Here is a 19,949-nt window from a genome sequence, read left to right as displayed (position 1 = left end):
GTCGACTCGGCCGCTAGCCGGTCCCACGTCTCCACCGGTCGACATTTGCCACGCATCACCCTTTGAGCGACGCTGGCGGAGCAAGACCTTGGCCTCACCCGATATCGGGCGCGCGCTCGAGCGTCACCTCAGCCTCGCGCAGCACATCGAGCGGCGCCCACGGCTTGCTCCAGAACTTCGTGCCGCCCGGCAGCGGCTGCGACAGCGGCCGGCCAGAAGTGACGACCACATTGATGTGGGGGTGACGCGCCTTGGCGAGATGGGCAAGCTCGACCCCGTTCATGCGGCCCGCCAGATTGACGTCGGTCATCAGCAGCACGATGCGATGACCCGGCTTGTTCAGGACGAGTTCGGCGGCCTCCGCGCTCTCACACGCGATCACGTCGTACTCGCTCTCTTCGAGCAGCAGCGTGATCATCTCGCGCTGCGCCAGATCGTCTTCCACGATCAGTGCGGTGGCACGGAAAGGTTGCGACTGTCCCATGCAGGTCCTCCACGAATGTGTGCTCGTAAAGTAATGTGAGTTAAAAGCTGAACAGCCGGATGGTTCGGTTCCAATCAGAAAAAGTGGCAGAAAACCCAGCTGCAATTGGAACAGGCACGTAGATCCGGTCGATCAGGGGAGTGAAGCGACAATGACGATCATTCGAGGCGCATCTGCCGCCGTGACAGGCGCAGCCAGCGGCATTGGCCGTGCGCTGGCGCAGGAGCTGGCGGCGCGCGGTTGCGATCTGGCGCTCGCCGACCGCGACGAGGCGGGCCTCGCAAGCCTCGCCGCCGAGCTCGCCGCGAGCGGCCGCAAGGTGACCACGCACCGGCTGGACGTCAGCGACGTCGCTGCAGTCAACCAGTTCGCGGAGGACGCGGCCCGCGCGCATCCCGGCCTCAACATCGTCGTCAACAATGCCGGCGTGGCACTGTTCGGCAGCTTCGCCGAGATCGATCAGGCGGAGATGGAGTGGCTGTTCAACATCAATTTCTGGGGCGTCGTGCACGGCACGCGCGCGTTCCTGCCGCATCTTTCGCGCCAGCGCGAAGCGCATGTCGTCAACCTGTCCTCGATCTTCGGCATCATCGCTCCGCCCGGCCAATCGGCCTACGCCGCGGCAAAGTTCGCGGTGCGGGGATTTTCCGAGAGCCTGCGTCACGAACTCACAGCCGCCGGCAGTCCCGTGCGGCTGTCGGTCGTGCATCCCGGCGGCATCGCCACGGCGATTGCGCGCAATGCCCGCGCCGGCCAGGGCATGACCGACAATGCGCGCCGCGTGCAGGCCATCGAGCGGTTCGAGCGGCTTGCCAGGACCAGCCCGCGCGACGCCGCGTTGCGGATCATCGAGGGCGTCGAGCGCAATGAGCCCCGCATCCTGATCGGCGGCGATGCGCGCTTCATGGATCTCCTGCAGCGGTTCATGCCGGGCACCTATTGGCGCGTGATGGCGAAGCGGCTCGAGAAGGCGGCCGCGAAGCAGGCGTGAGCCACGGGACAGGAGGCGCCGCCCCGCCTCGCGCTCTCGAGACCACGGCACCAGGACACAGCTCATGCCGGTCGGACACGGGAATCACCCCCGTGGCGGATACGGCCGGGGCGACGGGCGTGTCGGCGAGCTTGATACTTCAGCCACCCAACGACCGGTCAGGCCGCTCTGATATGGGCCAGGAACTGGTTGACCTCGCTGCGCAGCCGGGTCGACTGCTGCGCGAGCTCGCCGGCCGCCGACAGCACCTCGTTGGCGGCGTGGCCGGTCTGCACGACCCCGGACGTGACGCCCGCGATGTTGCGCGTGACGTCCTGGGTCTTGCCGGCGACGACGTTCACATTGCCGGCGATCTCGCGGGTCGCGGCGTCCTGTTGCGCGATCGATGAGGCGATGATGGTCGAGATCTCGTCGACCTCCTGGATCGTGGTGCAGATCATACCGATGCTCTGGACCGCGGCGGCGGTTTCGGCCTGAACCGCGGCGATCTGAGCACCAATCTCTTCGGTCGCCTTGGCCGTCTGGGTCGCCAGCGTCTTGACCTCGCTGGCGACGACGGCGAATCCCCTGCCCGACTCGCCGGCGCGCGCGGCCTCGATCGTCGCATTCAGCGCCAGCAGATTGGTCTGGCTGGCGATCTGGTTGATGAGTGCGACGACCTCGCTGATCTTGCTGGCGGCAACGTTGAGCCGCTGCACCTTGTCGTTGGATTGCTGCCCTTCGTCCGCGGCCTTGCGAACCACGGACGACGCACGCTCGAGCGTCTTGCTGATCTCGTTCATCGAGGATGACAGCTCTTCGGCCGCCGAGGCAACGGTGTTGACATTATCCGATGCGGAGCCGCACGCCTGCGACACCGTCAGGGCCTGCTGCTTCGATTGATCGATCGTCACCGACATCGAACGAGCGGTCGCCTCCATTTCAATGGCCGCAGCCGACACTGCGTCGACAACGCCGCGGACGCTGGCCTCAAAGCCATCGGCCACCTCCATCAGCATGCGGCGCCGGTCCTCCTCGGCACGAGCCTGGGCCTTCTCCTGCTCCGCCTGCAGATCCCTCATCCGGATGGCGTTGTCCCTGAAGACCGAAACGGCGCGCGCCATCTGTCCAACCTCGTCCTTGCGCCAGTCGGCCGGGACGCTGACGTCCAGGTTGCCATCGGCGAGCTCGCGCATGGCGCTCGTCATCTGGACGATCGGGCGGGAGATGCTGCGCGCGATCAACAGCCCGGCGAGCGCGATCAGCACGAGGCCGGCCAGCGTCATCCCGATCGCCAACGCCCCGGCGCGATTGCGAGCCTGGATGAACTCGCTGTTGTCCATGATGATCTCGACGGCGCCGATCGGCTTGCCGGAGAAATCCTTGATCGGGCCCAGCAGCGCGACCACCGGAACGCCTTTGAGCTGTCCTTGGCGCGACAGGAAGCTGCCGGCCGATGCCTCCCGATAGTCGCCGCTTGCGAAGAAGGAGGTCTCCCCGATCGTTGTCGCGAACAGCTTGAAGCCGTTGTCGCCAGCCAGGCGGAACGCGACGTCGACATTCCGGCTGCGCTTGAACTCGTCGAAGAAGTTTTGGCCAAAGGTCAGGCCGAACTCGACCGAGCCCAGATGTTTGCCGGCGGAAACGATCGGTACGACGCCGCGGAGGCCGAGGCCGGCAACGCCGCCCTCCAGCCCGACGATCGGCTTGCGGTCGGTGTTGGCGGCCACCACCGTCTTGCGGAAGCCCGACAGATCGTCGCCGAACTTGGCCGGCTGGTGCACGCGCAGGAAGGACATCGCCGGCGGCGTGTGAAACTGAAACTGGTCGACACCGTAATCGGATTTCATGCTGGCCATGCCCGCGCCGAACAGCCGCATCAAGGCGTCGCGGTCGTTCTGCGCCATGGCGTCCTGGACGGCGGGGATCTTGGCGACCACCGCGCTCATGGCTTCCGCGCGGGTCGACTCCAGCTGCAGGCGCGAATTGAAGGCGTCATATTGGGCGTGGAGCTCGCGCTCATTGGCGCGGTCGATGATGCCGCCGATGATCCACATGGCGACCAGCAGCACGAAGAGGGCCGTCGCGGCCGCGCCGATCACCAGAGAAAGGGTGATCCGGGTTCTCAAGCCAACAAGCTTCAACATGCAATCCTCGAACGTCGACCGGTGTTCGAGTATTGCAGCGTTGCAACTAATTATTCCTGAACGAGTCAACCAATGGAGTGGACCAACAACAAATTAGCTGCTGCGGGCGAGAACGGCTATCGAAGCTTTCCGCCGCACACTTTACTCTTAACCTGCCGCAACCCACGCTGGTTGCAGGTCATTTCATCTCAACCAGAACAGATCCGTTCGGAACGTCCTGACAGAGCAGAAGGTCGGATCTGTCGGACAGGGCGCGTTCAGGCGACAGGACCGCCGCGCGCCCGCCAGCGGCTCATGCCGCCGGCATAGTGGCGGATATCCTGCCGCCCCGCCGACAGCGCGCGCCGCAGCGCGGTGGCCGAGCGGCCGCCAGCCTGACAGATCAGAACCACCGGCTTGTCGTGCACGAGGTCGCCCGGGTCGAAACGCGACAGCGGGTGATTGACGGCGCCGGGAATGTGTCCGCCCTTGAACTCATGCGGCTCGCGCACGTCGACGACGACGCAGCTCCGCTGCTGATGCGCCCGCACCAGCTCGTCATGCTCGATCGCCGGCACGCTGGTCGATCCGGTCAGCTTGCTGAACAGTCCTGATAGCATGGGAGGAACCTCTCACTGATTGACATAGGGGGCACTCGGCGACTCCGCCTACCCCTGTGTCCGCTTCGCCTTGGCCTCGGACGCTTCGACCCAGAAGAAGAACGCACCTGCGCCGATCGCGAGCGCGGCGAACCAGACGCCATCCGGCACGCCGGTGATGTCGGGCAGCCGCACCTTGCCGAGCGCCCAAACATTCAGGACGTGAGCCTTCACCCAGTCGAAGCTCAGCGCATAGAGGATCGCGCCGACAATCATGCCGAAAGCGCCGACTGCGGCATGCACGCTGCCGCTGGCGATGGCGCCGAGCGCGGTGCCCGGGCAGTAGCCGTAGACCACCATGCCGACGCCGAACAGCGCCGCGCCGAGCGCGACCGCGAGCATGTTGGCGTCCTTGACGTAATATTTGGTGTTGCCGGTATCAACCAGCAGCAGCACTCCGATGCCGCCGACCAAGATCGCCGTGCCCATCACCTTCAGCACGGTGAAGTCGCGCAGCCGGAACTGGTTCTCGATCACGTTGCAGCTCGTGACCTTGCCCTGCTGCAGCAGATAGCCGAACACGGCGCCCATCAGCAGCGGGCCGGCGATGCTCATCAATGACGTCATGGCCATTCTCCTATGCTTTGCGGAACATGACGCGCGACGCCAGAAGGCCCGTCGCGAACATCACGGCGAGGAACAGCCAGCTCGACAGCGCCAATTGCAGACCGCCGGAGATGCCGTGTCCGCTGGTGCAACCGCCGGCCAGACGCGCGCCATACATGATGACGATGCCGCCGAGAAACGCGGCCACGAAGCGCTTGACCACAGACGGGCCAAAGCGCTCCTTCCAGACCTCCGGTACCAGTTCGAGGCGCCACGTGCCGGAGATGATCGCCGACAGGAATGCGCCGAACGGAATGCCGACCAGGAACCAGACGCCATAGTCCCATTTCAACGGCATGGACCTCCAATAGCTGTTGGCGGCGACGGCGTCGGATCCGATCACCGGCGCGGCAAACAGCGATGCGATGCGCGAAAACGCCGTCGTGACGCCGAGGGGGTCGCCGAACCCGGCAAAGGCCACCCAGCTGAGGACGCCGATGCCGGCGCCGACCAGATAGGGCGGCCAGTCGATGCGCTTGGACTTGCCCAGATCCTTGACCATGACGTCGTTCATCATTGCCACGACGGGTCCTCCCTGCTGACGCGGCCCAGCGCCGCGACCGACTTACGTTACTATATGCATATATTCGAATTTCTGCAATTATAATTCAGCCGATGCCGACAGGTGAGGTGAAAAGGCGGGGCTCTGCGGCAGCCTGACTGCGAGGAAACAGCGGCACTGACGAACTCGGGGACGGCAGCCCCGAGCAAGCGCGGCGGAGCATGATCCGCCGCGACCCCACGCTCTGTTCATGTCCGCGCGGGCCTCGCAAGCCCATCGTCACCAGGCGACTCGGTCACGCAGCTTGCCGCGGCCGCGCGAAAGATCCTCGAGATGAGGCTCGCAGGCCACCGCAGAAGCGATGGCAGCGTGGCCGGCGCACCTGTCAGCACACCCCGCGGGCCGGCCGAAATGGCGGCGAGATCGGATCTGCGCGGCTCTCAGTCGCTACGAACCCTAGGCGGCTCTCACGCCGGCGATGAACTTCTTCACTTCCATGCTCAGTCTGGCACTGTCGTCGGCCAGCGATTTCGCGGCGGACAGAACCTGGGAAGCCGCGGTTCCGGTATCGACGGCGCCGCGCTGCACATCCGCAACGTTGGCTGAGACCTGCTGCGTTCCCGCCGCCGCGTGCTGGACGTTGCGCGAGATCTCCTGCGTGGCAGCGCCCTGCTGCTCCACGGCCGATGCGATCGTCGACGAAATCTCCTGCAGTTTCTCGATGGTGATGCTGATGTCGCGGATCGCACCGACCGATTGCTGGGTGGCGGACTGGATGCCGGAGATCTGCTGGCCGATCTCGCCGGTGGCCTTCGCCGTCTGCTCGGCAAGCGCCTTGACCTCGGATGCGACCACGGCAAATCCGCGGCCGGCTTCGCCGGCGCGCGCGGCCTCGATCGTTGCATTCAGCGCGAGCAGGTTGGTCTGTCCGGCAATCGTATTGATCAGCTCGACGACGTCGCCGATGCGGGCAGCGGACTTCGAAAGCTCGCTGACCTGTTCATTGGTCTTGCGGGCCTGCGCCACCGCCTCATTGGCCATCTGGGCCGAATCCTGGACTTGCCTGCTGATCTCGTTGACGGACGCGGAGAGCTCCTCGGTCGCAGATGCCACCGACTGCACATTTGCGCAGGCTTCCTCGGAAGCCGCGGTGACGGACGTGGCCAGGTTCTGTGCGCGGCTCGCCGTGTTGCTGAGCCCGCCGGCGTGACCCTCCAATGTGCTCGATGCCGTGGACACGGTGTCGACGATCTCGCCGACCACGGCCTCGAAGCGGCCAGTGATCTCGTCAAGCCGCCGGCTGCGTTCCAGTTTCACCTCTGCCTCTTTCGAAGCGATATCGTCGGCCTGCTTCTTCGCGATCAAGGCGGTCTTGAAGACCTCCAGGGCGTCGGCCATCATGCCTACTTCGGTCTTCTGGCCGCGATAGGGGATCTCGGTCGCCAGGTTGCCCTCACCGAGCGCCTGCATCGGCCTGATGATGGAAGCGATGCACCGGGAAATGTCGCGAACGAACCAGCTTCCGACGCCGATGCCGGCGAGAACGGCAAGGACGATGACCGTCGACATCAATGCAAATGCCTCGGCATAGCCATCCGCGGCGATCTTCGTCTCGGCGTCGGCGCCACGATTGTTGAGGTCAATCAGCTTTCGAAGATATTCGTCCGACTGATTGGCGATGCCCCGGACCGTCTTGTTGAACAGATCGCTTGCCTGCTTGGTCGCATTGCCGTTCCCTGCGCGCAGCACCTCGAGCACACCATCGGCAGCCTTGACATATTGCTCCCAGCCCCGCGACCAGCTCTCGAACAGGCTGCGCTCCTCGGAAGACGAGATCATCGCCTCATAGGAGCGGCGCGCCGTCGCAATGACGGCGAGCGTTGCCTTCATGTTGCGGTCGAGATTGTCCTTCTCCTCAGTCGTATCAGCCGTCATGTAGGCTCGGAGCTGCGCCCGATTGAGATTGATCGCCGAACGCAACTCGCCGAGCACGCGCACGCTCGGCAGCCAGTTCTTGGCGATCTGTTCGGTATGCGTGTTGATTGTCTGCATGCCGCGGACGGCCAGCAATCCGACGATGGTCATCGCCAGCAGCAGCAGCGCAATGACGGCCGCCATTTTTGCTCGAATGGAGAGTTGCGACATCTCGCGTGCCTTTCGTAGTCCCGGCGATTCGTATCGGTCCGCCGCATGATTGCGCCGTACCCCTCGCGACGGTAACACTCGACCTTCGCAAATTGGTTAACGGGCGGGATCTCGAGACTGTGATCTACCAACGTAATTTTCGGGCGTGATAGTCCGAATGCCCGGTTCGGCGCGCATCTCCTGTGGTCGACCCGCGGACTACGCGATCTGCGCTCCTGCGTGAACGACGCAAAGACACGTGTCTTCGGGTTCGATCCGATCTGATCAGACAACGTTCTATCAGAGGCTTGGAGTGCGCCGACACGCCAGGCGTCGACGAGCCTGTGACAGACAGGTCCCGGAGATTGATGGATGCTGCTCTTTGACGCTGCATTTTCAATGCCGCTCAGCAGAAGCAGGCTCGCTTCCGCAAGATGTCTCATGAAGGCATGACGGAGGGCGACTGAACCGGGCTCTGCGCCGGCTTGGTGGCGAACAACCAGCGGTCGACGACAAAATCGGTGACGGCCGCACCCAACCACATTCCACCGAGCACGATCCACGCTGTGAGCGCAAACACCGATGCCCCGGTTACGCCGGCGCCAACGGCGCAGCCGCCCGCCAGCATCGCGCCGAATCCCATCAGGACGGCGCCGATCATGTAGCGGCGCATGCCGCGGCCATCCGAGAAGCCTTCGAGATTGAGTTCGCGCGCCAGCGCGGCCGCAACGAACGAGCCGATGAACACGCCCGGAATGATGCCGAGATCGAAGCCCGGCTTCAGCTGCGTGCTGGCGAGCACCTGCATCAGCAGTTCCGCCGAAGGACCGCTGAATGTGAGGCTCTTCAGCGGCACCGGCGAGAACGAGGCCTGGCCGAGCTGATAGGTGAGGAGCCAGCCCCCGGCGACCGCCGCGCCCGCGGCGACCGCCGCGCGCAGGATCTTCGGGCCGACCTGAAACTTCGACACGGCGGCGAGCCCGGCCAGGAACCACAGCATGCCGAAACCGAGCTTCTCGGGCGTGCCGCCGCCGAACAGACTCATGATGTCGCGCGACGGTCCGCCGTCGACCAGCCAAAGATTGGTGAGCCACTCGCGCGCCGGCGCGAGCAGGCCGCGATAGGCCGACTGCGCCGTCACCGCGAAGACGAGGCCGGACAGCAGCGCCCGCAGATTGCCGTTGGCCGAGAGCACCAGCAGACGGCTGGCACAGCCGCGCGCCAGGATCATGCCGCAGCCGAACAGCGTGCCGCCGATCATCGCGCCGGAAATGCTGCCCTGCTGCGCCAGTTGGCGCGCTTCAGAGACGTCGAGCAGGCCCATCGCCACCAGTGCCTGGGTGCCCAGCAGCGCCGAGGCGAAGGTGAGGAGCCACACCGCCAGCCGCGGACCGCCCTGCCCGCGCGCGAACTCGACTGTGGCCGCCCGCAGGCAGAAGCGGCTGCGCTGGGCGAAGAAGCCGAACGCGCCGCCGGCCGCGAGCCCGCACAGCAGCGACACCAGCTCCTCACCCAGAAGGTCGATCAATGCGGTGAGCACGGGCGCTCCCGTCGTTCAGGCCTGCCGCTCAACATGCCGGGCGGCATCGGTAAGGACGCATGCGCCCGTCACGGGCGCAGATAGGCGTATCCACTCTGCTGCAGCTCGGTGAGGCGCACGACGCCGCCCTTCTCCGCCACCGCGAAGCCTGGCAAGAGATCGTCGAGCTTCACGCCTTGCGCCTTCATGGTGTTGGCACAGGCCTCGAAGCCGACGCCGGCCTTCATGAGGCGCTCGGCCAGAGCCGAGATGGTCTGGTCGGCCGAAATCGCATGAAAGGCCCGCAAGCCCGGACCGTGGATCACCAGGCGAATGTCTGCGCGTCCAGGTCCTCCGGTGCCATCGACGTGGTTCTGGAGGTTGCCGAGAACGAACAGAGCGCGGTCCTGATCGGCGAGATGATAGGCGACGCGCTGGCGCGGAGATTCCGTCGCCGCGCGTGCGCTGCTGACACCGACGATTCCAAACAGGCCGGCAAGACCAGCTTGCATCAAAGATCGACGTTCCATGGTGGCTCCTAACGCGCGGCTGCAATGAATCCTGCGATGCGATCAGCGGCATCCTCGGCGGCGAGATCGCGAAAGAAGTGATCTGCGTCGTCAATCGTCTCCAATCGGACACGGCTGCCGGCGCGTGACGCCAGCGTCGCGAACGACGCTGCCACGTCCGGTACCGTCTTGTCTTGCGCTGCCGCAAGCACCAGAACCGGCAGGCTCACATCGGCGATCAGCGCCGCCGTATCCTGGCGCCGGTCGGCGCGATAGAATGCTGCGAATGCGCGCGCCGTCACCTTGGCATTGCGGCAATAGATGAAGCCCGGCACCGACATCCAATCGCCGCCGCGCCCGGCGGCGATCGCAGCCTCAGCCTTGTCGAGCAGCGGCGCCAATCGCTGACCGTAGCTCTCCGCATAGGCGTCTCTCAAACCGGCCTCGATGCTCGCCGTCGCCGGCGCCAGCAGGATCGCACCGTCGACCGCCGCTTTGGGATTGGCGGCCAGATAGCGCGCGAGCTGATTGGCGCCGCGCGAATGTCCGAGCACGAAGACGTGCGACGAGGTCTTGCGCGCTTCGCTCAGCCAGGCGGCGATCTCCACGACAGCATCGTCCGTCACATAGTCATGGGGTTTGGCGCAATCGTACATGCCGGTGCGGCGATCGAGACCGAGCACGAGATTGTGCGCGAGCGAGGCGATGCCCCGCTCGGCCAACGCTTTGGACAGGCCCTGGATGGTCTCCATGTCCTTGTGCGCGAGCGTGCCGTGCGTCATCAGCACCAGCGGCACATCCGGTCCAGACTGCGCCGGCAGTCGCAGCGTGCCGAGCGCCGTACGCCCGCCGATCGTGAGCTCGCGCGGCTCCTCGGCCGCGAAGGCGATCGACGCAATGAACGAGACGACAAGAGCGAGCCACCACCGCATCGCAAATTCCTTCAGGGACGCACGATCGTCCAGTTCTTCTCGGACAGCTCCAGCAGGGTCGCGACCCCGGTCTTGACGACCGTGACACCGTCGAGCAGAGGCGGCTGCCGTCCCTCCTTGCTCGCGAGCGTCTCCAAGGTGTTGCCGCAGGCGATGAAGCTCACATTGGGCATCGACTTGGCGAAGCCGAGCACCCGCTCCTTCACCGGCGAGCGGTCGGCCAGCAGCATGTCGAGGCCGCCATTGAAGGCGACGATCACGATCTCGACCTCCGCGCCCTCGCCCGAATAGTGGCGGGAGACATTCGCGGCGACGTCGAGCACCGCGCGCATCTTGGCCGGATCCTCGTCGCTGATCTGCAACGCGAGCCTGTGTGGCTCGGCTGCAGTGGCGATGGACGCAACCCCGCTTCCGGCCAGGGCGACAGATGCGGCCGCCAACAGCATCTGGCGGCGGCTGCATCCGGCAATCCTCACTCGACGCCTCGCGGCTTGCCGTCCTTGTCTTCCGGCGTGACGTCGACCGCTGTCGCGCGTCCGGTGATCTTGACCGGCGCGATGCAGTTCTTCATGCACGGATCCTTCTGCCAGAACGCCTTCTCGCTCGTGCTCCGGTCATCCATGATGAACCCGCCCTCGTTCGGCATCTTGATCGTGGCGAGATTGCTGTTGCTCAACTCGAAGTTCTGATCGGTGATCACGTCGTTCAGATAGAGCACATAGGCAACCAGCGCGTAGTACTCGTCGACCTTCAGCGACTGCGGGCTGCCGAACGGCATCGCGTGGCGGACGTAGTCGAACAGCGTCGAGGCGTAGGGCCAGTAGGAGCCGACCGTCTTGACCGGATTATCTGATGTCAGCGATCCCTTGCCGCCGGCGAGCACCGGCCAGCGGCCGGCACCCTCGCCGAATTCGCCATGGCAGCTGGCGCAATTGTCCATGAACAGCTTCTCGCCCTGGGCGACGGTGCCCTTGCCGACTGGCAGCCCCTGCCCGTCCGGACGCACGTCGATGTCCCAGCCGCGGATCTCCTCGGCGCTCGGCGCGCGGCCGATGTTGAAGCGCTGCGGCGGCTTGGCCTCGGTTTTGGCCTCGATCTTCTCGCTCGGACCGCCGGCGAATGCCACCGAGCCCGCAAGCGTTGCCAGCGCCGCGGCGGCAATGAGGAGCTTAGGCGACCTCGACATTCTCGACCTCACCGTTTGCCTGCACGTGCCAGGTCTGGATGCCATTGTTGTGATAGATGGAGTTGTAGCCGCGGACCTTGCGCAGCTCGGCCTTCGACGGCTGGACGTAGCCGGTCTCGTCCTGGACGCGCGACTGCAGCAGCAGCGGCTCGCCGTTCCAGTCGAACTCGTAGTAGAACCGGGTCAGCGCCTTGTCGAGCACCGGGCCGTCGATCCGCGCCGGCCACCAGTTGCGGCCACCATCGAGCGAGACGTCGACGCGCCTGACCTTGCCGTTGCCCGACCACGCCAGCCCTGAGACGATCGTAAAGCCCTTGCCGTGCTTGATCGGCGCCTGCGGGCTCGGGCTGGTGATCACCGACTTGGCATCCATCGCCCAGGTGAAGCGCCGCGCCTTGCCATTCGGCAAAAGGTCCGTGTATTTCGAGGTTTCCTCGCGGGTATGCCAGGGCTGGTCACCGACCTTGATGCGGCGCAGCCATTTGACCCAGAGATTGCCCTGCCATCCCGGCACCACCAGGCGCATCGGATAGCCCTGCTCGGGATACAGCGCCTCGCCATTCATCTTGTAGGCAATGATGCAGTCGTCGAGCGCCTTCTCGATCGGCAGGCTGCGATCCATCGACGCGGAGTCGGCGCCCTCCACCAACAGCCATTTGCCGTTGGTCTTGACGCCGGCCTCCTCCAGCAGCGTGCGCAGCGAGACGCCGGTGTACTGCACGCAGTGGATCATGCCATGCGTGAACTGGCAGCCATTGAGCTGGGCACCGCGCCACTCCATGCCGGAATTGGCGGCGCATTCCATGAAGTGGATGCGGTTGACGCGCGGGTAGCGCTTGAGCTCGTCGAGCGTCAGCAGCAGCGGTCGCTCGACCAGGCCATGGATCATCAGCCGGTGATCGGCCGGATCGACGTCGGCCACGCCGCCGTGATGGCGTTCGAAGCACAGCCCATTCGGCGTGATGATGCCTTCGAGCTCATGCAGCGGCGTGAAGCTGACCGAGGATTCGCGCGAAGCCGTCAGCCATTCGACGTCGCGGCGGACGACGTCCTTCTCGAACTTCGACGGCTTGCCATAGGGGCGCACAGCGACGCCCTCGCCGAGGGTCCGCGTCCATTCCGGCACGTTCGGCGGCTGGTTGGCGGGATTGCCGACGCCGGCACGCGCCTGCGAGGCCAGCGCCGTGGCGGCAAGACCGCCGGCTGCAGTCAGGAAACCACGGCGCGACGCGCGCGGGGCTGAGGGAAGTAGTTTGTCCTTGGACATCGTCGTCACACTCCGGAGACTTTGACGGCCCGGTTGGGCTCGAGACGAACGGTTTTCTGACGCTGCAGATAGCTCGACACGACCTCCCAGATCGGCGGCCCCTGCGTGCCTTCGTTGATGCTGGCCCAGCCCGCGACCTGGTACTCGCGCGTCGGATCGATCGCGGCCCCGGTCTTGATCAGGCGCATGTCGGAGATCCGCTGCCCCTGCGGCTTGTTGACGTCGATGGCGTAGGACATGCCGCCGATGCGGACCATGTCGCCGCCCTGCTGGTAGTAGGGGTCGACGTTGAACAGGTTGTCGGCGACGTCCTCGATGATCTCCTTCAGCCGCGTGCCGGTCATGCCCATGCGATAGACGGCCGGATAGGTGATCGCGGTGGCGTTGGTGACGTCCTCGAAGGTGATGTCCTGGCCCGGCATCACGCTGGTGCCCCAGCGGAAGCCCGGCGACAGCGCGATCTCCGCATCGCGCTCCTGCAGCAGCGCCTGGCAGATGAGGTCATCGAACGTGCCGTTGAAATTGCCGCGGCGATACAGCAGCGTCTCGGTCCGTCCCAGCGGGCGGGCGAGATCGGCGGCAAACGGCTTGCGCACCTCGGCGATCTTGGCCGCCATCGCCGGATCCGGCGTGATCACGTCGGAGAACAGCGGAATCAGCTTGTAGCAATAGCCCTTCACCTCGCCGTCCTTGACGTCGAGATCGAGCCGCGAGACGAACTTGCCGGAGGAGCCCGACGCGATCAGCAGCGTCTTGCCGACCTTCACGGCCTCAGGCAGCGCATCATGGGTGTGACCCGTGAGAATGACGTCGAGACCCTTGACGCGGCTCGCCAGCTTGCGGTCGACGTCGAAGCCGTTGTGCGACAGCAGCACCACGAGGCCGGCGCCGTCCTTGCGCGCCTTGTCGACCTGGGTCTGAACATCCTCCTCGCGCACGCCGAACGACCAGTTCGGAATCATCCAGCGGGGATTGGCGACCGGCGTATACGGGAAGGCCTGGCCGAGCACCGCGATCTTGACGCCGCCGCGCTCGATCATCGTCGAGGCTTCGAACGCCGGCTCGTTCCATTCGGTGTCGCGGATGTTGAGGCCGAGGAACGGAAAGCCGAGACCATCGACCGCCTGCTTGACGCGCTCGGTGCCGTAGGTGAACTCCCAATGCCCCGTCATCGCATCCGGCTTCAGCAGCGCCATGCAGTCGATCATGTCCTGGCCGCGGGTCTTCAGCGACGACCATGATCCCTGCCAAGTATCACCGCCATCGAGCAGCACGACCTTGTCGCCGCGCTCGGCGCGGATGGCCTTGATGACGGTGGCGGCGCGGTCGAGCCCGCCGATCCGCCCGTAGGTCTTGGCGAGCGCATCGAAATCCTCCGAGGTCAGCGCATAGGCCGACGACGAGCCCGGCGCGATGCCGAAGCGGGTGAGGAAATCCTTGCCGGTGACATGCGGCGGCTGGCCCTTGGCGTCGCCGACGCCGAGATTGGTCGACGGCTCGCGGAAATACAGCGGCATCAGCTGGCCGTGGATGTCGGTGACATGAACCAAGGTGACGTTGCCGACCGGATCGAACGCCAGCAGCTCCTTCTCGGTCAGCTTCTGCTGAGCAAAGGCGCGGGTCGCACCCGCAAGACCGGAGCCACCCGTCAGGGCAGCCGCCGCCAATGCGACCTGAACGAATTCGCGACGCGATATCATGATGTATCTTCCTTGTGTCCGCGGCTAGTTGCGGACCGACGGTGTCTCGACGGGCAGCCCGATGCCGCGCCAGGCGACGTAGACTTCGAGCGCGAGGAACTCGTCCGACAGCGGCTTGTAGGGCACGCCGCGAACGTCGAACATGCAGCCCTCGAACCGTTCATGCAGCGGGATCAGGCGCTGATCGCGCAGCCGGTAGGTCGGAAAGCCGTTGGTCTGGCCTTGGCTCAGGAAATCGGCGCGCATGAACTTGCCGTTGTTCTTCTCGTGGCAGGACGCGCAGGCAAGATCGAGCTGCCCGACCCGCGTATAGTAGATCTCCTTGCCCTTCTCGAACCATGGCGACATCGGACCGTCGGTCTTCACCGCCACCGGCATGCCGCGCGACTGGTAGCGGACGAACGCCGTCATGTCCGTCAGTTCCTTCGACTTGAAGGCCCAGGGCTGCGCCTTCATGTGCTCGGTACGGCAGATGTTGATCTGCTGCTCGAGATTGACCGGCTTGTTGAGCTTATCGCTCCATTTGGGCATGGCGGCGCCGACGCCCTTCATGGTCTTTTCCGCCTCGCCATGGCAGCTCATGCACGACTTGCCTTCGCTGCCGTCGACCGTCTTCCAGACGTCGGCGGCCCGCTCCACCGCGAGGAAGCCGGGATTCTCCAGGTCGTCATCCTGGAGCGCGCGCGTTTCCTTGGTGCGGAACTGATAACCCGAGATGATGGTCTTGAAGACGTGACCGGGAGGCGCCGGAATGCCCTTCCGTTCGACCTCCTGGCCGAACGTCGCGGCTGCCGACAGGGCCAGCGCGGCCGAAGCCAGGACGGCGAGAGAACCGTAGCGAATGGACATCCGTCACTCCTCCTAGCGATCACACGCGGCCGATCAGGCCTTCAACGCGATCTTCTCTTCGGCCGTCACCACGGAGCCATCGTCATCCGTCCATGCGAACTTGAACGTGCCTTCCTCGTCGATCCTTGCGTCGAACTGGATGTACGGGTTGGCGGAGATCGCCGGCTCCAGCGCGCAGGAGAACACCGGCTTGCCGTTGAACTCGCAGGTGAACTTGTTGATGATCTTGCGTGGGATCGGCTTACCCTGCGCATCCTTGCGCTGACCCGATTCCATCAGATGCGAGACCAGCGTCTTGATCTGGATGATCTCGCCCTTCTTGGCTTCCTTCGGAAGCTTGATGCGCGGCTTGTCTGCCATGTTCGTCTCTCCCCTGTCTCAGCCGCCGCAGCCGCCGATGGTGACCTTGACGGTCTTGCGCTCCGTGAAGAGCGAGCCGTCACTCATCTTCGCGACCGCGATCACGTTCTGGGTCTGCGCCAGACGGATACGGATCGACGCCTCGGCCTTGCCGGACATCGGCGTGAACATCAGCGTGGCGACGCCGGCGTTCGGATTGCCGTCGGCCACGAACAGCACTTCCTTGACGTAGTTGTCTGGTGTCATCGGGCTTTCGACCGAGAGCGCGAGCGGCACCGTGTTGCCGTTCTCGGCGATCTCAGGCAGATCGAGCGTGATCTTGCCCTTGGCCGCTTCCTTGCCGCCGGTGAACTTCTTGATCATCTCGGCCGCGTCGTTGCTCGGCTCGGCGTTGGCGGCCATCGGCAGCACCGTCAGGGCGACGAAACCGCCGCCGAGAAGGAACGCCTGTCGTCTGTTGATTGCGCCCATGCTTCATCCTCCAGAGGCGGTTATTTCAATGTTTCGAGAAAGGCGACGACGTCCTCGACCTGCGCGGCGGTGAGGACGGGTTTGCCGACGAACTCCGGCCTGACGCGATTGAGTCCGTCGTTCTTGTAGAAGGCGGGCATCACCGTGTCGGTGAAGATGCGCTTGGGATCGGCGACGATCAGGCGCAATTGCGCCGTGTTGTAGCGGGTCGCGACGCCGTCGAGCGACGGACCGAACTCACCGTGAAACTCCTCCGACTTCAGCAACGACACCTGATGACAGGCGAGACAATTGCCCAGCGTCCGCGTCAAGAACACCTTCTTGCCGGCATCGGCATTGCCGGGCGCGCCGGTCAACGATTTCGGAATGGCATAGTCGATGACATCGAGCCTGATCGGCTCGTCACCTCGCGCGGCTGCCGACAGCAACACGCAGAGCAAGGCGGCCGGAATCAAACGGCGCATGTTTCCACCCTGACCGACGAGGCGTCCCCTCGCCTTACGAAGACGCGACGGACTTACGATCCATCATATTCAAGAATTATGATTTGATAATGTGATTGGTGTCAAGCGTATTTCGATGCCGCAGTGCACTCAACCCTTGGTCGAAGCGAGATAGTCGCGGAATGTGCCGCGCTCATAGGCCTTGTCGCGCACGAAGCGGAACATTGCGAGGAAATGCGGCGGCTTGAGATAGCCCGGCGCGCGAGCCACCTCGCGCGCGAGCGGCTCCTTCGCAGAGACGCCCTCGGCCGATGGCGGAAAGAACTGGAACGTCGGCGTGAAGCGGATCGCGTAACGCTCGGCGAGCTCCTTCTCGGTGAACTCCTTGCCGTCGAAGTCGATCACCTTGCGCGCGCCGAGCAGGTTGAGCTGCAGCACTTCGAAATTGGCACGGATGTAGTCCGTGATCCCTTGGTCGGCAAAGTTCACCAGATGAGTCTCGCGGCAATACGGGCAGCCGCGCAGCTCCCACATGATCGCAAGCCGCTTGCCTTCCGACGCCGCGCTTTCGAGATCCTCGCGCAGATCCAGGAAGCTGTTGAGAAACCAGGACTGGTGATAGAGCCCGTCGTCGCCGAGCGCCGCGTCGGCCTGCGCCGGCGCTGACGCCAGGCCGACGGCCGCCGCAGGCAGCAGCGCAACCAGATCGCGCCGCGTCATCGTCCGGTTCGTCGTCATCAGCCTGCTCGCGCGCTTTGCCAAGTCCACTTTGCCAAGTCCACGGAATTTCGATACATGATATTCGAATAACAGAATGTGAAAAGGACATTCGATGCTGCGCCGCGTCATCATGCTGTCGCTCGTGCTGTCATGCCTCACGCATGGCGTCCGTGGGCACGCCGAAGAGAACGCGGACGTTGCTGCCTTCATGCGCTCGGCGATGGCCAGCCTGCGCACAGCCGCGAGCTATGGCCGCACCGGCAATGTGGGTCTGGCGCAGATCGAGCTCGACGACGCCCGGATCGCCTGGGCCAGGCTCAGCCGGCTCGCCGAGCGCTCCAATGCGCCCTATTCGGCCAAATCCTTTGCAGAGCTGATCGCCACCGGAAACGATCGCCTGAAGCAGGCGGACGAAGCGCTGACCGCAGGTGACGGCGCGCGCGCTGCGGCGGCCATTGCCGCGTTGCGCCGGTCGCTTCACGCCCTGAGGCAGGACGCCGGCGTGGTCGAGCTCAGCGATTGCGTGTTCGAGCTGTCGCCCGTCATGGACGCGTTGCGCAACGCCGCTGCGCGGTTCGCAGCAGGCAAGGCCGAGCCTGGCGAGGTCGTCCAGGCCGGCACAGCGCTGCGCGACCGACTGCAACGCTGCAACGGCCTCGCCGCGCCCGATGTGGCGCGCCAGGCCGAATTCCGCCGCCTGATCGACGGCGCCACGACGAGCGCCGGCGAAATCGGCCGCGCTGCGCGCGAGAGCGACGCCGGCCTGGTGCATCGCTATGAGATCGAGCTGCAGTCCTTCGTCAATCTATTGGACTTCCGCTTCGGCTGATCAGCCGATGGTGGCGAGCGACGGAAAGCGCTCGAAGATCCATTCCGACATCCGCGGGATCACGCCGGCGAGAAAGGCCGCGCCGGTCAGGACGAGAAAGCCGCCCATCGTCTTCTCGACCAGGGGGAGATGCGGCTTGATGCTCTTGAGCATGGTCATGAACTGCCCTGTGAAGGCGGCAGCGATCAGGAACGGGATGCCGGTCCCGACCGAGTAGGCGGCGAGCAGCAGCGCGCCCTTGCCGACCGTCGCCTCCGCGCCGGCCATCATCAGCACGGCGGCAAGGACCGGCCCCGCGCACGGCGTCCAGCCGAAGGCGAAGGCAAGTCCCATCACGAACGCACCGAGCAGACCGGCCGGCTTGCTTCCGACGTCGATCGTCGCGCTCCGGTACAGCAGCGGAATCCGGAGCACCCCGAGGAAATGCAGCCCCATCGTGATGATGACGAGGCCGGCGAGGATGCCGAGCTGGCTGAGATGGCCGGCGATGAATCGCCCGAACACCGAGGCGGTGGCGCCAAGACCGACGAACACCAGCGAAAAACCGCCGACGAAGCACAGCGCCGTCAGCACCGTCCGCCGCCGCTGGGCCATGCTGGTTTCGCCGATCGCGTCGGCCGCCGAGACGCCAGCCATGTAGCACAGGAACGGCGGGACCAGCGGCAGAATGCACGGTGACAGAAACGACAACAGACCCGCGGCCAGCGCGGCCCCCAGCGTGACGTCGAGATCCATCTTTCCTCCCGGTCGGCCAGCGCTACGTGCCCGGCCTGCCGGGCAGGATTCGGAAATCGCGCACTAGTACATATTCGAATTTAATGATAGATTGACCGACAAGTCCAGAGAGGATCTCGGCATGTCCAGCAGAAGTGCATCGCGCGGATTCGCAACGCTCGCAGGGGCGGTGGTGACCGGCATTTGCCTCTCGGCCCCGGCGTTCGCCTCCGAGCTCGTGATGTTCGAACGTCCGGGCTGCGGCTGGTGCGCCCGCTTCAACGCAGAAATCGGTCCCATCTACGACAAGACCGACGAAGGGCGCGCGCTGCCGCTGCGACGGGTCGACCTTGCCAAGCCGCTGCCGACGGATCTTTCCGGCATCGATCCGGGAGCGTTCACCCCGACCTTCGTGGTGGTCGAGCAGGGCCGCGAGATCGGACGCATCCGCGGTTATCCCGGCGATGCGTTCTTCTTTGGGCTGCTCGGCCGCATAATGAATGCTACAAGCGGGGCTCCGGCCCGCTCCTGACGCCAACCGAGGGATCCAGAATTCATGCCGCTGCCGAAGTTGAAGGACATCGAAACCTCTGCCGAGCTCGAGCAGATGATCGAGAAGGCGCGGGAAGCCAGCGAGATGCTGAAGGCGCTGTCCCACGAGTCCCGACTTTTGCTGCTCTGCATCCTCGCCGAAGGCGAAAAATCCGTCACCGAGCTCGAGCAGTTCCTGGGCGAGCGGCAGTCGACCGTCTCGCAGCAGCTCGCCCGTCTCAGGCTCGACCGGCTGGTCACGACGCGGCGCGAGGGCAAGACGATCTACTACAGCCTTGCGAGCGAAGATGTCCGCAAGATCCTGACGGCGATCTACGACGTCTATTGCGAGCCGGTCCGCAAGCGCCGCCGCTGAGAGGTTGGCCCTCGCGGTCTCGGGCTTCGCATCGGCGCGCCCTGTAGCGGGCGCGAGAGGTCTGGCGTCCCC

Annotated in this window: 23 protein-coding genes; 4 read left to right on the top strand and 19 right to left on the bottom strand. The window is 65.0% G+C overall.

Annotated elements, in window-relative coordinates; all coding sequences use genetic code 11:
• Nucleotides 1–94: 94 nt before the first annotated feature.
• Entirely contained in the window at nucleotides 95–484 is a 390-nt protein-coding gene (locus QX070_RS07555) for a response regulator (protein ID WP_315736285.1), read from the bottom strand.
• 151 nt (nucleotides 485–635) lie between these two features.
• Here QX070_RS07555 and QX070_RS07550 point away from each other — a divergent pair, with 151 nt between their 5' ends.
• Entirely contained in the window at nucleotides 636–1,475 is an 840-nt protein-coding gene (locus tag QX070_RS07550; protein ID WP_315736284.1) for an SDR family oxidoreductase, read from the top strand.
• A 158-nt stretch (nucleotides 1,476–1,633) separates the two neighbouring features.
• Here the strand turns inward: QX070_RS07550 and QX070_RS07545 are convergent, their stop codons facing one another.
• The 17 genes from QX070_RS07545 to QX070_RS07465 all read right to left on the bottom strand — a co-directional run bounded on the left by QX070_RS07545 (nucleotide 1,634) and on the right by QX070_RS07465 (nucleotide 17,445).
• Nucleotides 1,634–3,601: a methyl-accepting chemotaxis protein gene (locus tag QX070_RS07545; protein WP_315736283.1), complete on the bottom strand. Its 1,968-nt coding sequence runs from the start codon at nucleotides 3,599–3,601 to the stop codon at nucleotides 1,634–1,636.
• Between the two features lie 257 nt (nucleotides 3,602–3,858).
• Entirely contained in the window at nucleotides 3,859–4,200 is a 342-nt protein-coding gene (locus tag QX070_RS07540; RefSeq protein ID WP_315736282.1) for a rhodanese-like domain-containing protein, read from the bottom strand.
• A gap of 48 nt (nucleotides 4,201–4,248) precedes the next feature.
• Nucleotides 4,249–4,806 carry a YeeE/YedE thiosulfate transporter family protein gene (locus QX070_RS07535; RefSeq protein ID WP_315736281.1) on the bottom strand — a complete coding sequence of 186 codons (558 nt, stop codon included), beginning with the start codon at nucleotides 4,804–4,806 and terminating at the stop codon, nucleotides 4,249–4,251.
• A gap of 10 nt (nucleotides 4,807–4,816) precedes the next feature.
• Nucleotides 4,817–5,359 carry a YeeE/YedE thiosulfate transporter family protein gene (locus QX070_RS07530; RefSeq protein ID WP_315737030.1) on the bottom strand — a complete coding sequence of 181 codons (543 nt, stop codon included), beginning with the start codon at nucleotides 5,357–5,359 and terminating at the stop codon, nucleotides 4,817–4,819.
• A 444-nt stretch (nucleotides 5,360–5,803) separates the two neighbouring features.
• Complete coding sequence (locus QX070_RS07525; protein ID WP_315736280.1) at nucleotides 5,804–7,492, bottom strand: methyl-accepting chemotaxis protein; 1,689 nt, start codon at nucleotides 7,490–7,492, stop codon at nucleotides 5,804–5,806.
• A gap of 418 nt (nucleotides 7,493–7,910) precedes the next feature.
• Entirely contained in the window at nucleotides 7,911–9,011 is a 1,101-nt protein-coding gene (locus QX070_RS07520; RefSeq protein WP_315736279.1) for a YeeE/YedE family protein, read from the bottom strand.
• Nucleotides 9,012–9,079: 68 nt separating this feature from the next.
• Nucleotides 9,080–9,520, bottom strand: coding sequence for a DsrE family protein (locus QX070_RS07515; protein ID WP_315736278.1), 441 nt, complete (start codon nucleotides 9,518–9,520; stop codon nucleotides 9,080–9,082).
• Between the two features lie 8 nt (nucleotides 9,521–9,528).
• Nucleotides 9,529–10,431, bottom strand: a complete 903-nt coding sequence (locus QX070_RS07510) for an alpha/beta hydrolase (protein WP_315736277.1) — start codon at nucleotides 10,429–10,431, stop codon at nucleotides 9,529–9,531.
• An 11-nt stretch (nucleotides 10,432–10,442) separates the two neighbouring features.
• Nucleotides 10,443–10,877: a hypothetical protein gene (locus QX070_RS07505; RefSeq protein ID WP_315718331.1), complete on the bottom strand. Its 435-nt coding sequence runs from the start codon at nucleotides 10,875–10,877 to the stop codon at nucleotides 10,443–10,445.
• 26 nt (nucleotides 10,878–10,903) lie between these two features.
• Nucleotides 10,904–11,662, bottom strand: a complete 759-nt coding sequence (locus QX070_RS07500; protein WP_315736276.1) for a cytochrome c — start codon at nucleotides 11,660–11,662, stop codon at nucleotides 10,904–10,906.
• Nucleotides 11,601–12,884 carry a sulfite dehydrogenase gene (soxC, locus tag QX070_RS07495; protein ID WP_315736275.1) on the bottom strand — a complete coding sequence of 428 codons (1,284 nt, stop codon included), beginning with the start codon at nucleotides 12,882–12,884 and terminating at the stop codon, nucleotides 11,601–11,603. Before soxC ends, QX070_RS07500 begins: the two co-directional genes overlap by 62 nt.
• 5 nt (nucleotides 12,885–12,889) lie before the next feature.
• Entirely contained in the window at nucleotides 12,890–14,584 is a 1,695-nt protein-coding gene (gene soxB / locus QX070_RS07490) for a thiosulfohydrolase SoxB (protein ID WP_315736274.1), read from the bottom strand.
• Nucleotides 14,585–14,608: 24 nt separating this feature from the next.
• Entirely contained in the window at nucleotides 14,609–15,433 is an 825-nt protein-coding gene (gene soxA / locus QX070_RS07485; protein ID WP_315736273.1) for a sulfur oxidation c-type cytochrome SoxA, read from the bottom strand.
• Nucleotides 15,434–15,466: 33 nt separating this feature from the next.
• On the bottom strand, nucleotides 15,467–15,793 hold the full coding sequence (soxZ, locus tag QX070_RS07480) for a thiosulfate oxidation carrier complex protein SoxZ (RefSeq protein ID WP_315718309.1): 327 nt from the start codon (nucleotides 15,791–15,793) through the stop codon (nucleotides 15,467–15,469).
• Nucleotides 15,794–15,811: 18 nt separating this feature from the next.
• On the bottom strand, nucleotides 15,812–16,264 hold the full coding sequence (soxY, locus tag QX070_RS07475; protein WP_315736272.1) for a thiosulfate oxidation carrier protein SoxY: 453 nt from the start codon (nucleotides 16,262–16,264) through the stop codon (nucleotides 15,812–15,814).
• Nucleotides 16,265–16,284: 20 nt separating this feature from the next.
• Entirely contained in the window at nucleotides 16,285–16,728 is a 444-nt protein-coding gene (gene soxX, locus QX070_RS07470; RefSeq protein WP_315736271.1) for a sulfur oxidation c-type cytochrome SoxX, read from the bottom strand.
• A 129-nt stretch (nucleotides 16,729–16,857) separates the two neighbouring features.
• Nucleotides 16,858–17,445, bottom strand: a complete 588-nt coding sequence (locus QX070_RS07465; RefSeq protein ID WP_315736270.1) for a thioredoxin family protein — start codon at nucleotides 17,443–17,445, stop codon at nucleotides 16,858–16,860.
• Between the two features lie 94 nt (nucleotides 17,446–17,539).
• On the opposite strand from QX070_RS07465, the gene QX070_RS07460 reads away from it, so the two are divergent.
• A complete protein-coding gene (locus QX070_RS07460; RefSeq protein ID WP_315736269.1) occupies nucleotides 17,540–18,256 on the top strand; it encodes a hypothetical protein in 717 nt (238 codons plus the stop codon).
• On the opposite strand, the gene QX070_RS07455 is transcribed toward QX070_RS07460, so the two are convergent.
• Nucleotides 18,257–18,991, bottom strand: a complete 735-nt coding sequence (locus QX070_RS07455) for a cytochrome c biogenesis CcdA family protein (RefSeq protein ID WP_315736268.1) — start codon at nucleotides 18,989–18,991, stop codon at nucleotides 18,257–18,259. It abuts the gene before it with no gap.
• A gap of 121 nt (nucleotides 18,992–19,112) precedes the next feature.
• On the opposite strand from QX070_RS07455, the gene QX070_RS07450 reads away from it, so the two are divergent.
• Both QX070_RS07450 and QX070_RS07445 read left to right on the top strand, forming a co-directional pair.
• A complete protein-coding gene (locus tag QX070_RS07450; RefSeq protein WP_315737028.1) occupies nucleotides 19,113–19,502 on the top strand; it encodes a thioredoxin in 390 nt (129 codons plus the stop codon).
• A gap of 24 nt (nucleotides 19,503–19,526) precedes the next feature.
• A complete protein-coding gene (locus QX070_RS07445) occupies nucleotides 19,527–19,877 on the top strand; it encodes a metalloregulator ArsR/SmtB family transcription factor (RefSeq protein ID WP_315718315.1) in 351 nt (116 codons plus the stop codon).
• Nucleotides 19,878–19,949 lie beyond the last annotated feature (72 nt).

This window comes from Bradyrhizobium sp. SZCCHNR1093, assembly GCF_032381175.1.
In the GTDB taxonomy this organism is placed as follows: domain Bacteria; phylum Pseudomonadota; class Alphaproteobacteria; order Rhizobiales; family Xanthobacteraceae; genus Bradyrhizobium.
This window is presented reverse-complemented; position numbering and strand designations above follow the sequence as displayed.

Coding starts and splice junctions, on each gene's coding strand:
- QX070_RS07555 (WP_315736285.1), bottom strand. CDS start 484: ATGGGACAGTCGCAACCTTTCCGTGCCACCGCACTGATCGTGGAAGAC.
- QX070_RS07550 (WP_315736284.1), top strand. CDS start 636: ATGACGATCATTCGAGGCGCATCTGCCGCCGTGACAGGCGCAGCCAGC.
- QX070_RS07545 (WP_315736283.1), bottom strand. CDS start 3,601: ATGTTGAAGCTTGTTGGCTTGAGAACCCGGATCACCCTTTCTCTGGTG.
- QX070_RS07540 (WP_315736282.1), bottom strand. CDS start 4,200: ATGCTATCAGGACTGTTCAGCAAGCTGACCGGATCGACCAGCGTGCCG.
- QX070_RS07535 (WP_315736281.1), bottom strand. CDS start 4,806: ATGACGTCATTGATGAGCATCGCCGGCCCGCTGCTGATGGGCGCCGTG.
- QX070_RS07530 (WP_315737030.1), bottom strand. CDS start 5,359: ATGAACGACGTCATGGTCAAGGATCTGGGCAAGTCCAAGCGCATCGAC.
- QX070_RS07525 (WP_315736280.1), bottom strand. CDS start 7,492: ATGTCGCAACTCTCCATTCGAGCAAAAATGGCGGCCGTCATTGCGCTG.
- QX070_RS07515 (WP_315736278.1), bottom strand. CDS start 9,520: ATGGAACGTCGATCTTTGATGCAAGCTGGTCTTGCCGGCCTGTTTGGA.
- QX070_RS07510 (WP_315736277.1), bottom strand. CDS start 10,431: ATGCGGTGGTGGCTCGCTCTTGTCGTCTCGTTCATTGCGTCGATCGCC.
- QX070_RS07505 (WP_315718331.1), bottom strand. CDS start 10,877: ATGCTGTTGGCGGCCGCATCTGTCGCCCTGGCCGGAAGCGGGGTTGCG.
- QX070_RS07500 (WP_315736276.1), bottom strand. CDS start 11,662: ATGGCATCCAGACCTGGCACGTGCAGGCAAACGGTGAGGTCGAGAATG.
- soxC (WP_315736275.1), bottom strand. CDS start 12,884: ATGTCCAAGGACAAACTACTTCCCTCAGCCCCGCGCGCGTCGCGCCGT.
- soxB (WP_315736274.1), bottom strand. CDS start 14,584: ATGATATCGCGTCGCGAATTCGTTCAGGTCGCATTGGCGGCGGCTGCC.
- soxA (WP_315736273.1), bottom strand. CDS start 15,433: ATGTCCATTCGCTACGGTTCTCTCGCCGTCCTGGCTTCGGCCGCGCTG.
- soxZ (WP_315718309.1), bottom strand. CDS start 15,793: ATGGCAGACAAGCCGCGCATCAAGCTTCCGAAGGAAGCCAAGAAGGGC.
- soxY (WP_315736272.1), bottom strand. CDS start 16,264: ATGGGCGCAATCAACAGACGACAGGCGTTCCTTCTCGGCGGCGGTTTC.
- soxX (WP_315736271.1), bottom strand. CDS start 16,728: ATGCGCCGTTTGATTCCGGCCGCCTTGCTCTGCGTGTTGCTGTCGGCA.
- QX070_RS07465 (WP_315736270.1), bottom strand. CDS start 17,445: ATGACGACGAACCGGACGATGACGCGGCGCGATCTGGTTGCGCTGCTG.
- QX070_RS07460 (WP_315736269.1), top strand. CDS start 17,540: ATGCTGCGCCGCGTCATCATGCTGTCGCTCGTGCTGTCATGCCTCACG.
- QX070_RS07455 (WP_315736268.1), bottom strand. CDS start 18,991: ATGGATCTCGACGTCACGCTGGGGGCCGCGCTGGCCGCGGGTCTGTTG.
- QX070_RS07450 (WP_315737028.1), top strand. CDS start 19,113: ATGTCCAGCAGAAGTGCATCGCGCGGATTCGCAACGCTCGCAGGGGCG.
- QX070_RS07445 (WP_315718315.1), top strand. CDS start 19,527: ATGCCGCTGCCGAAGTTGAAGGACATCGAAACCTCTGCCGAGCTCGAG.